Annotated in this window: 13 protein-coding genes; 9 read left to right on the forward strand and 4 right to left on the reverse strand. The window is 70.6% G+C overall.

Going from position 1 to position 14562, the window contains the following annotated elements; all coding sequences use genetic code 11:
• The first annotated feature begins 16 nt into the window (after positions 1–16).
• Positions 17–769, forward strand: coding sequence for a YaaA family protein (locus RZO50_RS09415; protein WP_322599449.1), 753 nt, complete (start codon positions 17–19; stop codon positions 767–769).
• A gap of 6 nt (positions 770–775) precedes the next feature.
• Here the strand turns inward: RZO50_RS09415 and RZO50_RS09420 are convergent, their stop codons facing one another.
• Complete coding sequence (locus RZO50_RS09420; RefSeq protein ID WP_322599450.1) at positions 776–1264, reverse strand: DUF4282 domain-containing protein; 489 nt, start codon at positions 1262–1264, stop codon at positions 776–778.
• A gap of 143 nt (positions 1265–1407) precedes the next feature.
• On the opposite strand from RZO50_RS09420, the gene RZO50_RS09425 reads away from it, so the two are divergent.
• The 4 genes from RZO50_RS09425 (at position 1408) to RZO50_RS09440 (ending at position 6970) form a co-directional block, all read left to right on the forward strand.
• The gene (locus RZO50_RS09425; protein WP_322599451.1) at positions 1408–2133 is read left to right on the forward strand and encodes a DUF5684 domain-containing protein; all 726 of its coding nucleotides are present in this window, start codon (positions 1408–1410) and stop codon (positions 2131–2133) included.
• A 64-nt stretch (positions 2134–2197) separates the two neighbouring features.
• A complete protein-coding gene (locus RZO50_RS09430; RefSeq protein WP_322599452.1) occupies positions 2198–3190 on the forward strand; it encodes an aldo/keto reductase in 993 nt (330 codons plus the stop codon).
• 108 nt (positions 3191–3298) lie between these two features.
• Positions 3299–4087 carry a PP2C family protein-serine/threonine phosphatase gene (locus tag RZO50_RS09435; protein ID WP_322599453.1) on the forward strand — a complete coding sequence of 263 codons (789 nt, stop codon included), beginning with the start codon at positions 3299–3301 and terminating at the stop codon, positions 4085–4087.
• Positions 4088–4153: 66 nt separating this feature from the next.
• The gene (locus RZO50_RS09440) at positions 4154–6970 is read left to right on the forward strand and encodes an FtsK/SpoIIIE domain-containing protein (RefSeq protein ID WP_322599454.1); all 2817 of its coding nucleotides are present in this window, start codon (positions 4154–4156) and stop codon (positions 6968–6970) included.
• A gap of 6 nt (positions 6971–6976) precedes the next feature.
• Here the strand turns inward: RZO50_RS09440 and RZO50_RS09445 are convergent, their stop codons facing one another.
• Positions 6977–7966 (reverse strand): asparaginase, encoded by a 990-nt coding sequence (locus tag RZO50_RS09445; protein WP_322599455.1) that lies wholly within the window; start codon positions 7964–7966, stop codon positions 6977–6979.
• Between the two features lie 53 nt (positions 7967–8019).
• On the opposite strand from RZO50_RS09445, the gene RZO50_RS09450 reads away from it, so the two are divergent.
• On the forward strand, positions 8020–8493 hold the full coding sequence (locus tag RZO50_RS09450; RefSeq protein ID WP_322599456.1) for an OsmC family protein: 474 nt from the start codon (positions 8020–8022) through the stop codon (positions 8491–8493).
• 10 nt (positions 8494–8503) lie between these two features.
• Here the strand turns inward: RZO50_RS09450 and RZO50_RS09455 are convergent, their stop codons facing one another.
• Positions 8504–9292 carry a lysophospholipid acyltransferase family protein gene (locus RZO50_RS09455; RefSeq protein ID WP_416211584.1) on the reverse strand — a complete coding sequence of 263 codons (789 nt, stop codon included), beginning with the start codon at positions 9290–9292 and terminating at the stop codon, positions 8504–8506.
• A 110-nt stretch (positions 9293–9402) separates the two neighbouring features.
• On the opposite strand from RZO50_RS09455, the gene RZO50_RS09460 reads away from it, so the two are divergent.
• Entirely contained in the window at positions 9403–10374 is a 972-nt protein-coding gene (locus RZO50_RS09460) for an FKBP-type peptidyl-prolyl cis-trans isomerase (protein WP_322599457.1), read from the forward strand.
• Positions 10375–10406: 32 nt separating this feature from the next.
• Positions 10407–11489 (forward strand): 1-deoxy-D-xylulose-5-phosphate reductoisomerase, encoded by a 1083-nt coding sequence (dxr, locus tag RZO50_RS09465; RefSeq protein WP_322599458.1) that lies wholly within the window; start codon positions 10407–10409, stop codon positions 11487–11489.
• Between the two features lies 1 nt (position 11490).
• Here dxr and RZO50_RS09470 read toward each other — a convergent pair whose 3' ends face one another.
• Positions 11491–13146, reverse strand: coding sequence for a Mur ligase family protein (locus tag RZO50_RS09470; protein WP_322599459.1), 1656 nt, complete (start codon positions 13144–13146; stop codon positions 11491–11493).
• A gap of 61 nt (positions 13147–13207) precedes the next feature.
• On the opposite strand from RZO50_RS09470, the gene RZO50_RS09475 reads away from it, so the two are divergent.
• Positions 13208–14533, forward strand: coding sequence for a M50 family metallopeptidase (locus RZO50_RS09475; RefSeq protein ID WP_322599460.1), 1326 nt, complete (start codon positions 13208–13210; stop codon positions 14531–14533).
• The last annotated feature ends 29 nt before the right edge of the window (positions 14534–14562 follow it).

A 14562-nucleotide genomic window follows, 5' to 3' on the forward strand; every position in this document is an offset into this window, starting at 1 on the left:
TTCGCAGGAGTGATCCGTGCTCGTCTTATTGCCGCCGTCGGAGACCAAACGTCCCGGTGGGGAGGGGGCGCCCCTCGATCTCGCCCGTCTGGCCCACCCGTCGTTGACCTCCGTGCGCGAGCGGGTGATCACCGCGCTGGTGGCGTTGAGCACCGACCCGGACGAGGCGGCGAGGGTGCTCAAGCTCGGCAAGACGCAGCGGGGCGATGTCGACCTCAACGCGGTTCTGCCGGAGGCGGCGACCATGCCGGCCGTCGACAGATACACGGGCGTGCTCTACGACGCGCTCGACGCCGCCACGCTGGATGAGGCGTCGCGCCGGTGGCTCGCGACCCATGTGCAGATCCAGTCCGCGGCGTTCGGGCTCGTCGCCGCGGACGATCCGGTCCCGTCGTACCGGCTGTCCGCGGCGGCGTCCGTGCCGGGCGCGGGCTCGGGTAAGCGGGTGTGGGCGGACGCGGTGTCGGAGGCCCTCCGGGTGGCGGCGCCCGACTTCGTGCTGGATCTGCGCTCGGAGGCCTATTCCGCGCTCGGGCCGGTGCCCCACGGCCTGCCGTCCGCCTACGTGCGCGTCGTCGCCGAGGGACCCGGCGGGGTCACCCGGGCCTTGAACCATTTCAACAAACGCGCGAAGGGTGAGCTTGTGCGGCGGCTCGCGAGCTCCCGAGCCGCCGTGGGAGGCCGCGAGGACCTGTTCGCGTGGGCGGAGGCGAACGACGTGGACCTCCGCCCGGGTGAGCGGCAGGAGATGCTGTTGGTCGAACGGTGAACCGGGTCAGGCCGACTCGGTGTTCTCCGCGGTGCGTTCGGTGTTCTCGGCGACGGCGATCAATGCCACCACGGCCTCGATCCAGAAGCGGAGGACGATGATCGCGAGGAAGCTGAGCACCGGGACCAGCACGAGCGTACCGAGCAGCAGCAGGATCCCGGTCGCGATGTCGAATCGCATCGCCCCGAATGCGGTGACCAGCCCTGCGATGAGGTAGCCGACGAAGGCGATCGCGATCACGACGAGGCCCACCACGTAGAACACCGTCGCGAGGCGGCGGGTGATGAACGTGCGGAACGTGATGTCGAACAGGGCGCCGAAGAATCCCTTGCCGAACGAGGTCTGCGGTGTCGGTGCATGGCCGGGCTGCGTCCAACCGGCCGGTGGCGGGACCGTCGGAGCCGGGTTCGGTGCGGCCTGGGCGGGGTGCGGGGGCCGCGGCGGCGGCGTCGGGTGGCCCGAGGGGTCCGGGGGAGGGGGTGTCTGATCGCTCATCGGAATCCTTTCGTCGCCGCCAGGCTAGCGCCGTCGACGAACGTTCACGCGGAAGTCTGAGAGATTCCTGACAGAACGGGCTCCTTCTCGCTAGCATGGCTCACGACCCGTCGCCCGGCGGGCCGAAACTGGGAGAGGTACCCGTGGAAACGTTCGGTAGCGTCGACTACTACTACAGCGGCGGCGACGTCGCGTTCTTGTTCATCTTCGCCGTGTTCTGGTTCATCTTCGCCATCGCGGGCTACATCATCACCTCGATCTTCCTCATGAAGATCTTCGAGAAGGCGGGTGTGCAGGGAAAGTGGCGCGCGTGGGTGCCGCTGTACAACACCCTGATCTTCGCGAAGCTCGGTGATCTCAGCCCGTGGTGGCTCCTGGCCCTGTGGGGCGCCGGGATCGTCCTGGGCTGGATCCCGGTGATCGGTCAGCTGTTCCTGGTCGCTGCCGCGGTCTACATGATCCTCGCCGCGTGGCGCGTCGGGCTCAAGCTGCAGAAGGAAGTCGTGTGGGTCATCCTGTACGTCTTCCTGGCCATCGTGTGGCTCGGCATCAACGCTTTCGACAAGTCGCGCTGGAACACCGCCGTCCCCGCTGCCCCGTGGGCCGGCAACTTCCTCGCCGACAAGACCACCTGGTCGGGTGTTCCCTCGCAGGTGCCCGCGGGCGGATACCCCGCCAACCCGGTGACGCAGCCCGGCGCGCCCGCCGGCTACCAAGCGCCGCCCGCCGGCTACCAGGCGCCGCCCGCGCCGCCGGCTGCCACCCAGCCCCCGGCTGCCACCCAGCCCCCGGCTGCCACCCAGCCCCCGGCCCCGCAGCCCCCGTCGACGGAGCCCCCGGCGGCTCCCGAACCGCCCAAGCAGTCCTGAGCTCGGCGGAGGGCCCCTCGCTTCGGCGGGGGCCCTCTGCCGTTCGCGCGGCTACCGTAGGGATATGAGCTCATCGGTACCCCTTCGTCGCGTCGGCACGTCCGGCCTCCTGGTTTCCGCCGTCGGACTCGGCTGCAACAACTTCGGCCGTGCGGGCACGCGCACCCAGTCGCTGCAGGGCACGCGCGAGGTCCTCGACGCGGCGATCGACGCCGGCGTGACCTTCCTCGACACCGCGGACATGTACGGCGGGGATCCGGGTCTGTCCGAGACGCTCATGGGCGACGCGCTCCGCGGCCGGCGCGACGAGGTCGTCCTCGCGACCAAGTTCGGCCACTTCGGCCGGGACATGGGTTACCCGCCGTCCGGTGCGAAGGCTTCGCGCTCGTACGTCCGACGGGCCGTGGAAGGATCGCTCGCCCGACTGCAGACGGACCACATCGACCTGTACCAGCTGCACACCCCCGACGCGGGCACGCCCATCGGGGAGACCCTCGACGTCCTCGGGGACCTCGTCCGCGAGGGCAAGGTCCGCTACATCGGTCACTCGAATCTCTCCGGTTGGCAGATCGCCGAAGCAGACTTCGTCGCTCGGGCCGACCGGGCGGTGCCGTTCGTCTCGGCCCAGAATCACTACAGCCTCCTCGCTCGGGCTGCCGAACGCGAGGTCCTTCCCGCCGTGCGTCGATTCGGGCTCGGCCTGCTTCCCTATTTTCCGCTCCACAACGGGTTGCTCACCGGCAAGTTCACGCGCGAGCACGCGCCCTCCGACACGCGCATCGCGCGGCAGCGCTCGCACGTCTGGGAGCAGGCGCCGTGGGATGCGCTCGAGGCCTATGCGGCCTTCTGCGAAGAGCGGGGGATCACGATGCTCCAGGCGACCTTCGGCTGGTTGCTCGCGCACCCGGAGATCCCGAGCGTGATCGCGGGGGCCACCTCTGCCGATCAGGTCCGCGCGAACGCCGAGGCCGCCACCGCATGGGTGCCGGACGAGCAGGATCTCGCGACCATCGACGGCCTCTTCCCGCTCCCGGAGGATCCGGCCGCGAAGGTCTGACGCGCCGGGCCGTGCCGAAGGGCGGGTGGCGGCGCGTCGACTAGGCTGAACACACGCGATCGGACCGGAACGTCCGCCGCGATCAACCGTTCGAGGGAGAGTCAGGGCGTGCCCGACGTATCGACCCACACGCGTTCCGTCGAAACGGCGGCGGGAACGTGGTCGCTGGCCTGGGCGGCGACGACCCACACGGGTCGCCGTCGTGAGATCAACCAGGATGCGGTACTCGCCTCCTACCCCCTGTTCGTCGTCGCGGACGGGATGGGCGGTCACATCGGGGGCGAGATCGCGAGTTCGAGCGCCGTCGATCGGCTCTCGGCGACCGTCGAGGGCGGGGATGTCACCCCGCGCGCCATCGAAAAGGCTTTGGCGAAAGCCGTGCGGGACATCGCCTCGCATCCGAAGGCGACCGACGAGGGCACCGGGACGACGGTCACGGGTGTGTACCTCGACGACGCCGGCGACGAGCCCCACTGGGTGACGCTGAACATCGGTGACAGCCGGGTCTACCTGTTGCGCGAGCACTCCCTCGCGCAGGTCACCACCGACCACTCCGTCGTGCAGGAATTGATCTCCTCCGGCCGGCTGAGCCCGGAGGAGGCCGAGAACCACCCGTACGGAAACGTCATCACGAGGGCGGTCGGGCCGAGCGACGGTGTGACGCCGGACTACGTGCGGCTGGATCTGGTCGACGGGGATCGGTTCGTGGTGTGCTCGGACGGGCTCACCAAGGAACTCACCGACTACGGCATCCAGCACTTCCTCGATGCCAATCCGGACCCCGCCGCCGCGGTCGAGGCGATGATGGCGGCGGCGTTGGAGAACGGGGGGCGCGACAACATCACGATCATCGTGCTGAACGTCGTGCGCGAGGATCCCTCCCCGGCCGTGGACTGACGCGCGTCATCCACAGATCGGACGTTCGGACGCCGAGCGCCGGTCCGAAACGGATGTACTCGACGCGTGCCCCATCGCCGAGCATCCGATGCATCCGAGCCAGCACCCCCGTCCGACGACGGCGAGCTGATCCTGCCGACGCCGCCCGCCCCGCCGCGCAGGGGCGGGCCTCCGATTCTGGCCGCCGTCGCCCCCGTCGCAGGGGCGGTTGTGATCTGGGCGGTCACCGGCCATGTCCTGGCGTTGTGGTTGGCCGCCCTCGGCCCGCTCATCGCGGTGGCATCGTTCCTCGACCACCGACGTCTGGCGCGTCGTGAGCTGCGGGAGGCCGAGAGGCGGGCGGATCGCGCGCGCGACGGTGTCCTGAGGCAGCTGGGCGCGCGTCACCGGCACGAACGCGAAGCGGCATGGCGGCGGACGCCGGACGTCTCGGGCTACCTCGCCGACCCGGAGGAGATCTGGCGTCGTTCGGCGGCACGGGAAGCGGTCTTCGTCGTCGGCCGGGGGACGGCCCCGAGCGTCACTCGGATCAGCGGCGGCGGCGACACGCAGAACGACCGGTCCATCCGCGCGGCGGCGAGCCGCCTGACCGACGCGCCGGTGCTCGCACCGTTCGAGGGCGGCATCGCCGTCGCGGGGCCGCCCATCCTGGCGACCGCGGTGGTCCGCGCCCTCGTGCTGCAGCTGTGTCTCGTGCATGACCCCACGCGTGTCGAACTGACCCTCGGCCCGTCGAACGCGCACGCGTGGGCACGGGGACTGCCGCACCGGACCGGATCCGGAGTGCCTGTCGCGGTCCTCGAACCCGGCGAGCACTCCCGGCCGGGTGCGGCGTTCGTGATCGCGCGCGTCGATGAATCGGCGCCTTCGCCTCCCGCATGCGCGGTGAGGTTGAGGGTGCGATCACCGGCCGTCGCGGAACTCGACGATGGCAGCGGGCTGTCCGAGGTCGTCCCGGAGATGGTCGACGCCGCCCAGGCCGCCCAGGTCGCGATGCTCCTCGACCGCCGCGCCGGTTCCCTGACACCGACGGCTGACCCGGAGTGTGTCGGTCTCGGTGCACTCCTGGAGGGTGGCGTGCCGACACGATCCGGTGGATTGGCGACGGTCTTCGTGTCGGCCGACGGACAGGGTGCCGCGATCGATCTGGTCGAGGACGGGCCCCACGCCGTTGTGGCCGGGATCACCGGGTCGGGGAAGAGCGAGTTGCTGATCTCGTGGATCGTCGCGCTCTGCGGGCACTACGCGACCACCGATGTCGTCTTCCTCCTGGCCGACTTCAAAGGTGGCACGGCATTCGACGCGCTGGCGGTTCTTCCGCACGTGACCGGCGTGATCACCGATCTCGACGGCGACGGCGCGGATCGGGCGATACGCAGTCTGCGCGCCGAGATGCGCAACCGGGAGGCCGAGCTTGCGCGCTGCGGTGCGCGCGACGTGCGCGACGAGCAGGTTCGACTGCCTCGACTGGTGATCGTGGTCGACGAGTTCGCGGCTCTGCTCGGCGACCATCCAGAACTGCAAGCGGTCTTCACAGACGTGGCGGCCCGGGGGCGGGCCCTCGGCATGCACCTCATCCTCGGAACACAGCGCATCGCCGGCGTCGTGCGGGACGCACTGCTGGCCAACTGCCCGCTCCGGATCAGCCTGCGTGTGGCGGACCGCGGTGACAGTCGCGCCGTCGTGGGTACGGACGATGCCGCGCTGATACCCGGGGGCCGTGCCGGGGCCGGCCTCGCCGTCGTCCGACGAGCGGGTGACCCGTCACCTCAGCGCGTTCGTGTGGCCCTCAGCGACGGAGCCCTCATCGCATCCCTGGCCGCGCGGGAGTCGGGTCCGCCGCCCCGCCGTATCTGGGCCCCTCCGCTCCCCGAGCGGATCACGCGGGAGGAGCTCGGGCCGACGGGGGACGGCGGGCCTGGGGCGCGATCCGTGCTCGGACTCGCCGACGATCCCACGCGTCAGCGTCAGTATCCCCTCACCATGGGGCTCGAGGATCGTTCGCTCCTGATCCTCGGCCGCGCGGGATCGGGACGCACGACAGCCGCAGCGGTCCTGGTCGCGCAGGCTCGCGGGCGGGTGTGGCTCGACGGCGACCCGGAGCGCGGCTGGGACGAGCTCATCGCCATGTCGGCGGAGCCCCCGCCAACGGGAACGGTGATCGTCCTCGACGAGGTCGACACGCTGCTCAGCCGCTTCCCCCCGGACTACACGGCGGAAGCCCTCGCCCGCATCGAGGCCGTGGTGCGGGACGCCGGCCACCACGGCCACCTCGTCGTGGCCACCGCACGCCGTCTCGCGGGGCCCCTCGCGCGCTCGGCAGACCTGTTCTCCCGACGCCTCATCCTGGCCAGCAGCGGCCGCGCCGAGCATGTCGCGTTCGGCGGTGAGGCCGCAGACTACCTTCCCGATGTGCCGCCCGGCCGTGGCGTGATCGACGGAGTTCGCGTGCAGGTGGCGATCACAGCCGCTCCCGCGCGGTGCGCACCGACCGCCGCAGATCTCTGGCGCCCGCCTCGGGGCGTGTCGGGTCTCGTGGCGCCCCTCGGCCCGAGGATGCGGGACGCCACCACACGCTGGAGCGAAGCCGGAATCCGGATTCTCGCGGTCGAGGAGGCGGCCGGGGCGGACCCGGACGGCGGTCGCACCGTCCTGGTCGGCGACCCGGAAACCTGGCAACGCAATTGGCGGACACTCACGCGCGTCCGATCCGAGCATGATCTGGTGATCGATGCCGCCTGCGCGCCCGAGTACCGCACGATCACGGGTGATCGGACGCTTCCGCCGCTGTGCGAACCGGGGCGGTCCCGGGGATGGCTGTCACGCCGTGGCGGCCCGCCGCGGCGGGTCATGCTGGTCCCCGCGATCGAGCCGGAAGGCTGAATGAGCTCAGAAGGCGGGACGGATCACGCCGACGTCCGCGCCGCCGCCGGTCACGCGCAGGGGGAGCTCGGTGAGCAGCGCGGCGACCGCGTCGGAGGGCAAGGCGCCGGCGCGTTCGAGCAGCATCGCCGCCACGGCGGTCGCCGCGCGGCCGCTTCCGTCCAACGTCTTCAGGGCGACCGTGGTCCCGTTCGGCGCCACCATCACCATCACGCCTTCGGCGCCGCCCTTGGCGAACACGCCCAGCCGGGAGACGGCCAGCGTGTCGGGCCGCCCCGGGCCGTCGATGGTCCACGGGTCGTCCTTGACGGCTCGGACGAGCGCGCCTCCGCTGCGATGAAGCGCGAACGGGGAACGCTCCGAAGAGGTTCCGATGCGGTGGACCGCCTTGGCAAGCGCGTGCAGTCCCATGGCGAACACCGGTGCCCCGCATCCATCGATCGCGATGCTCGCCACGCGTTGCCCGGTCAGGCGCTCGGTCACCTCGCGGATCTGGACCTGCAGCGGGTGATCCGGGCTGAGGTAGGTGTCGATCGGCCATCCGTTGGTGACGCAGGTGAGGAGCATCGCGGCATGTTTTCCGGAGCAGTTCATGCGGACCCGAGCGGGCTCCTCACCGGCACGGACCATGGCATCGCGACTGGAGGTGTCTCCGGGCCACGCCGGCGGACAGCGCAGCGAGGACTCATCCAGGCCCGCACTCCCGAGCATTTCGCGGACGACACCGACGTGGCGATCGGTGCCCGAATGGCTCGCCGTCGCCATGCCGAGCCGCTCGCCCTCGAGGGGCGCTCCTGCGGCGAGCATCGCGAGAGCCTGCACGGGCTTCAGGGACGAACGGGGAAGGATCGGCGTCTCGACGTCACCGAGGGTGTCGCGCACGTCGCCGTCCGGCGACAACACGATGGCGGATCCCACGTGACGGGACTCCACGAAGCCGCTGCGTTCGACGACGGCGAGTTGGACGGCGCTGCTGGCGGCGAAGGTCTCCGGCACATGTTCAGCCTAGCCGCCGCACCGGCGGCGGGCGGGCATGTCAGACTGACCGCATGCTCGGTGAACACTCCTACGCGCTGCGCGCGACCTGGACCGGGGACCGTGGCGTAGGGACCACCGGCTATCGGGACTACGACCGATCGGTGACCATCGAGATCCCTGGAAAGCCGGTGCTGCTCGGATCGGCCGATGCTCCGTTCCGCGGGGACCCTGAGCGGTGGAACCCGGAGGATCTCCTCCTGGCCGCCCTCGCCCAGTGCCACCTGCTGTCGTACCTCCACGCCTGCGTCGTCGCCGGTGTCGTGGTGACCGCATACCAGGACGAGGCCTCCGGCACCATGCTCCTCGATGGCCGAGGTGGGGGCGCGTTCCGGGAGGTCCTCCTCCGCCCCGTCGTGACCGTGGCGGAGGAATCGATGGTCGAGAGGGCGCGGGCGGCCCACGCGCAAGCGAACGAATGGTGCTTCATCGCCAACTCGGTGAACTTCCCCGTGCGACACGAAGCGACGGTTCTCGTCGCGCGCTGATCGGTTTCGCTCAGACCCGTTCGTGCGGGAGCGCCTGCTTGATCTTCTCGAGGGGGGTCTGCGCGGGAAGCTCGTTGTAGGTCCCCGCCACGTCCTGTCCGGACAGCGACTGGATCGCGGTCATGATGTCGTCCGTGGCTCCGCGGCGGGCCCTTCCCGACGAGGCCGGCCCGTGATGCGACAGGTCCAGCGGCTCCCCGAAGCGAACCGTGACGCGTTCGCGCAACGACGGCATCTTCGCCCCCACAGGCATCACGCGGTCGGTGCCGACGAGCCCGACCGGGACCACGGGGGCGCCCGTCTGCAGCGCGAGGAAGGCCACGCCGGTCCGGCCCTTGTACAGCCGGCCGTCCAGAGAGCGGGTGCCCTCGGGGTACAGCGCGACAGCACTCCCGCCCTCGAGGAGAAGGCGCTGCTGGTCGAGCGCGTCGAGCGCGGCCTGACCGGCGCCGCGCGTGACCGGGATGGCCCCGATGGAGAGGAAGAACTGCTTGGACAACCAGCCCTTCACACCCGGCCCGTCGAAGTAGCTGGCCTTCGCCAGGAAGTGCACGGGACGGGGGGCGGCCACGGGGATGGCGATGCTGTCGAGGAACGACAGGTGGTTGCTGGCGAAGATCACCGGGCCGTGCTTGGGAACGAGGTGCCGGCCTTCCACGTGCGGGCGATAGAGCAGTCGACCCAACGGGGTCACCACCATACGGCCGAACGCATAGGTCGCGCCCATACGGCGCACGCCGACGGCGGGGTCTTCCGCAGTGCCGGTGATCTCGGAATCGGGGGTCTCCGCAGAAGTCACCCGTCGAGGGTATCGCCTCCCGCATGCCGAGCCGGGTATGGCCGAGCCGGGTCACGGAGTGCCCGCTCTCAGCGCGGACAAAGGCGCGCTGAGGCAGGATGGAGAGGACCGTGTCTGTCCACCGTCTCGAGGTCTTCGTGCGCAATCGCCCCCTGTTCGCCTTCTCCGCCGTCGCCGCATCGGCGATCCTGCTCGTCGGATGCGGTGCATCCGACACCGATCCCGATGCCTCACCCTCCGCCGACCTGCAGGACCTGTGCGCCGCCGCCGCCCCGTCGGGGGCGGCGTCAGAGGCCGTCACCGTCGAAGGGGACATCGGCGAAGAGTCGACCGCGACCTTCGATTTCCCGCTGGAGGTCGGCGAGCTTCAGAGCACCGTCGTCGCCGAGGGAGACGGCGACCCGGTCTCTTCCGGCGACCTCGTCTCCTACGCACTGACGGCGTACAGCGCGGAGACGGGCGAAGAGCTCGGATCGCTCGGTTACGAGGGTGCCGAGATCCTGCCCGCTCAGATCTCGCCCGACAACCCCATCGGCCAGATCGTCGGATGCGCGACTCCGGGAACGCGCGTGGTCGCGGCCTTCCCGGCCAGCGATGCCAACTCCGCCGAGGTCTACGTGTTCGATCTGCTCGACGTCGTCCCCGACGCCGCGTGGGGTGAGGAGCAGGACCCGGTCGACGGTTTCCCCGAGGTCACCCTCGACGATGCCGGGGCCCCCACGATCACCGTTCCGGACGCCGACGCTCCCACCGATGTCGAGATCGCCGAGCTGAAGGTCGGCGACGGGGCCACCGTCGAAGAGGGCGATACCGTCCTGGTGCACTACACGGGAGTGAAGTGGTCCGACGGCGAGGTGTTCGATTCCAGTTGGGACCGCGACACCCCCGCGACCTTCACGACGACCGGCGTCGTCGCGGGCTTCCAGCAGGCGCTGGAGGGTCAGACCGTGGGCTCGCAGGTGCTCGTGGTCATCCCGCCGGAGTTCGGCTACGGCGACAGCGAGGGCAACGAGCTCCAGGAGGAGACTCTCGTCTTCGTCGTGGACATCCTCGGAACCCAGCACCCCGTCGCCGTCGAATGACGCCCGCGCGGGCCGCTCGGTAGGCTGACCGGATGCGGCGCGTCATCGTCCTCGGTTCCACGGGCTCCATCGGGACGCAGGCCCTCGACGTCATCCGGGCCAACCCCCACCGCTTCGAGGTCGTGGGGCTCTCGGCGCACACCTCTCGCGCGGAGATGACGGCCCAGGCGGAGGCGTTCGGTGTCGAGCACACCGCGCTCGGTGCCGACGAGGCGTGTCAGCTCGTCCGGGACGTGCCCGCCGACGTCGTCCTCAACGGCATCACCGGCTCGGTCGGTCTCGGTCCGACGCTCGCCGCGCTCGAGACCGGCACGACCCTGGCGCTCGCGAACAAAGAGTCGCTGATCGTCGGCGGGGATCTGGTGCGGCGGCTTGCCGCTCCCGGGCAGATCGTGCCGGTGGACTCCGAGCACTCCGCCATCGCCCAGGCCTTGCGAAGCGGGGATCGTCCCGAGGTGCGGCGCCTGGTGCTGACGGCGTCCGGCGGGCCCTTCCGCGGTCGCAGCCGCGAGGATCTCGTGCACGTCACCCCGGTGGAGGCGCTCGCGCATCCCACCTGGGACATGGGGCGCGTGGTGACCACCAACTCGGCGACGCTCGTGAACAAGGGCCTCGAGGTGATCGAAGCCCACCTTCTGTTCGACGTGCCGCTGGACCGCATCGACGTCGTCGTGCACCCGCAGTCGATCGTCCACTCGATGGTGGAGTTCATCGACGGCTCGACGATCGCCCAGGCATCGCCGCCGGACATGCGACTTCCCATCTCCCTCGGCCTGGACTGGCCTCACCGAGTCGGCGGGGTGGGGGCGCCGCTGGACTGGACGCGGTCGACGTCGTGGACCTTCGAGCCGCTCGACGAAGAGGCGTTCCCGGCGGTCGCCTTGGCCAAGCAGGTCGGGCGCGCCGGCTCGACCTATCCGGCCGTGTTCAACGCGGCCAACGAGCAGGCGGTCGACGCCTTCCACGGCGGCGCGCTGTCGTTCACCGGCATCGTCGATACCGTCGCCTCCGTCGTGGACGCCCACGAGCCGCCCTCGGAGCTCACGCGGGAAACGCTCGCGGAAGCGGAACGGTGGGCGCGCGATGCCGCCGATCGGGCGGTCGCGACCCGCTGATTCACCGCGAGGGTCGCAGCGGATCGGAGTCCGGGGTGTCGTCGGCAGGGTAGGGGACCGGCCAGCGCGGCTCGGGGACCGCCCAGCCGGCGTCCCGCAGGGCGCGTCGGGCGAGCTCGCGCGCAGAGTAGGGGGTCCGGGTGCCGCGGATGTCGCGGTAATCCTGATGGCCCGGTCCCGCCCACAGGATCGCGTCGCCTTCTCCGACGAGCGCGATCGCCTCGCGGATCGCGCGTTCGGGCGGCGAGGACTCACGGATGTCGGCGTCGGGACGAGCCCGGCGGGCCCCTTCGATCAGCGTGGCGCGGATCGAGTCGGGTTCCTCGTGGCGAGGGTGGTGATCGGTGACGACGAGGACGTCGCTGCCCTCCACCGCGGTGCGCCCCATGTCGTGGCGCTTGGTCGTGTCGCGATCACCGTCGGCACCGAACAACATCAGGACGCGGCCCGGGGTCACGCGTCGCACCGCGGCGAGCGTCTTCTCGAACGCATCCGGCGAGTGGCCGAAGTCGACGTACACCGCCGGTCCGGCCTCGCCCGATACGAGCTCGGCACGGCCCGGCAGGTAGGCCTCGATGCGACGGCCCTCGAGCGCGGTCGCCACCCGCTCCCATTCGTAGCCGGCTTCGAGGACCATGACGATCGCGAGGCCGGCGTTGGCCGCCATATGGCGTCCGATCACGGGGACGGTCGTCTCGAGGCGACGCCCGTCGCGCGAAACGAGGGCGAAGCGGGTGCCGATCTGCTGCTCGTCGAGGATCTGCACGACCCAGTCCGCCCGCGCGGCGGAACCCGGGTCTTCGGCGATGTCGGGGGTGCCCACGGTGACGTAGGGGACCTCGCACGCGGCGACGACGTCGGCGCCGGAGGCGGAGTCGAGGCCGATGACCGCGCGCCGGGACCGGTCCGGGCGGAACAGCGGCAGTTTCGCCTCGAAGTACTCGCCCATGTCGGCGTAGTCGTCCAGGTGGTCGTGGGACAGGTTGGTGAACCCGGCGACGTCGAACATCATCCCGTCCACTCGGCGCCGGGACAGCGCCTGGGCGCTGACCTCGACGGCGACGGCCTCGACGCCACGTTCGCGCATGAGCGCGAGCAGCGCGTGCATCTCGTAGGCCTCGGGCGTCGTGAGTCGCGACACGATGACCTGGCCGGCGATGTGACGTTCGGCGGTGGAGGACAGGCCCGTGACCGCCCCGATCTGCGCGAGGATCCCCTCCAGCAGATGCGACACGCTCGTCTTGCCGTTGGTGCCGGTCGTCCCCAACAGCAGCGGCAGGTCGTCGTCCGCGCCGGTGGCGTATACCCATGCCGACATGTCGCCGAGCGCTGCCCGCGGGTCGTCGACGACCAGAACGGGGATGCCGGCCGCGCGCGCGGCGGGCTCCCCAGCGGCATCGGTGACGACCGCGACGGCACCCGCCTCCGCGGCCGCGGCGGAGAAGTCCGCTCCGTGTCTGTTGACCCCGCGCACGGCGACGAAAACGTCTCCGGGCGCCAGGTCGGCGGTGGCGAGGGTGATCCCCGAGAGGGTGATGCCGGACAGGTCGTCGGAGGATCGGGCTCCGACGGCCTCGGCGAAGGCGGCCAGGGCGTGCGTCGGCGGGTTCTCCGGGCGCAGCACGGGCGGCAGGTGGGATGCGGTGTCGGTCGGCATGGCGGCATCCATCCTCTCACCTCGCGGCCCATTCAAAGGGAGCCGCGGGTAGCGTGGGTTCGTGATCGCATTCGTCGTCGGCTTCGCGCTGCTCTTCGTCGGGCTGGCGGTGTCGATCGCGCTGCACGAGATCGGGCATCTCGTCCCGGCCAAGCGCTTCGGCGTCCGGGTGGGCCAGTACATGATCGGTTTCGGTCCGACCCTGTGGTCGCGTCGCTTCGGCGAGACCGAGTATGGCGTGAAGGCGCTGCCGATCGGCGGCTACATCTCGATGGCCGGCATGTATCCGCCCACCCCTGCCGAGCGCGCGGGAGAAGGCCGCGCCGGGGGCGGTTTCTTCGCGACGATGGTTCAAGACGCCCGAGCCGCCAATGACGAGACCGTCGACGGTGACGCCGACGAGCGCGTCTTCTACCGGCTGCCGGTCTTCCAGCGTGTCATCATCATGCTCGGCGGCCCGGTCATGAACCTCTTGTTCGCCATCGTGCTGTTCGCGCTGCTCGCCTCTGGCATCGGGATGTCGACCGCGACGACCACTGTCGCGTCGGTGTCCGAGTGCGTGGTCCCGGCATCGTCGGATCAGACCGACTGCACGGCCGACGACCCGGTCGCGCCCGCAGCGCAGGCGGGGATGCTCCCGGGGGATCAGATCGTCTCGATCGACGGCGTGGCCGTCGCCGACTTCGACGAGGCCTCGGCGATCATCCGCGACGCTCCCGGGGTGCCGCTGGATGTCGCCGTCCTGCGCGACGGCGAAGAGGCGACCCTGACGGTCACGCCGTTGCTGACCGAGCGCCCGGTGTACGACGACTCCGGGCGCGCCGTGACCGACGACGAGGACGTCGTGGTCACCGAGGAGGTCGGTTTCATCGGGATCTCACCGGTCAGCGAGTTGCAGTCGCAGCCGATCTGGGTGGGCCCGCAGATGGCGTTCGAGAACGTCGGCGCCGTCGCCGGAATCATGTGGCAGCTCCCGGTGAAGGTGTGGGAGACCGGTGTGACCCTTGTGACCGGCGGTGAACGGGATCCCGACGGCCCGCTCAGCATCGTCGGCGCAGGAGTCATCGCCGGCGAGGTCGCCTCCGCAGAGGCCCCCATCCTCAACCGGGTCGCCGGAATTCTGTCGGTGCTGGCCTCCTTGAACATCGCCCTGTTCGTGTTCAATCTCATCCCGCTCCTGCCGCTGGACGGCGGTCATATCGTCGTCGCGCTGTGGGACGGCGTGAAGCGGGCCTGGGCGAAGCTCTTCCGGCGCCCGCCGCCCGCCCCGGTGGATGCGACCAAGCTGGTTCCCGTGACCTTCGTCGTGGTCGTCTGTCTCATCGCGATGGGCGCGGTGCTGATCCTCGCCGACATCGTCAACCCGATCTCGCTGTTCGGATCCTGACCGGCGCCGCGTGAACACCGGCGGTCCGC

Source organism: Microbacterium xanthum (assembly GCF_034531355.1).
GTDB classification, from domain to species: domain Bacteria; phylum Actinomycetota; class Actinomycetes; order Actinomycetales; family Microbacteriaceae; genus Microbacterium; species Microbacterium xanthum.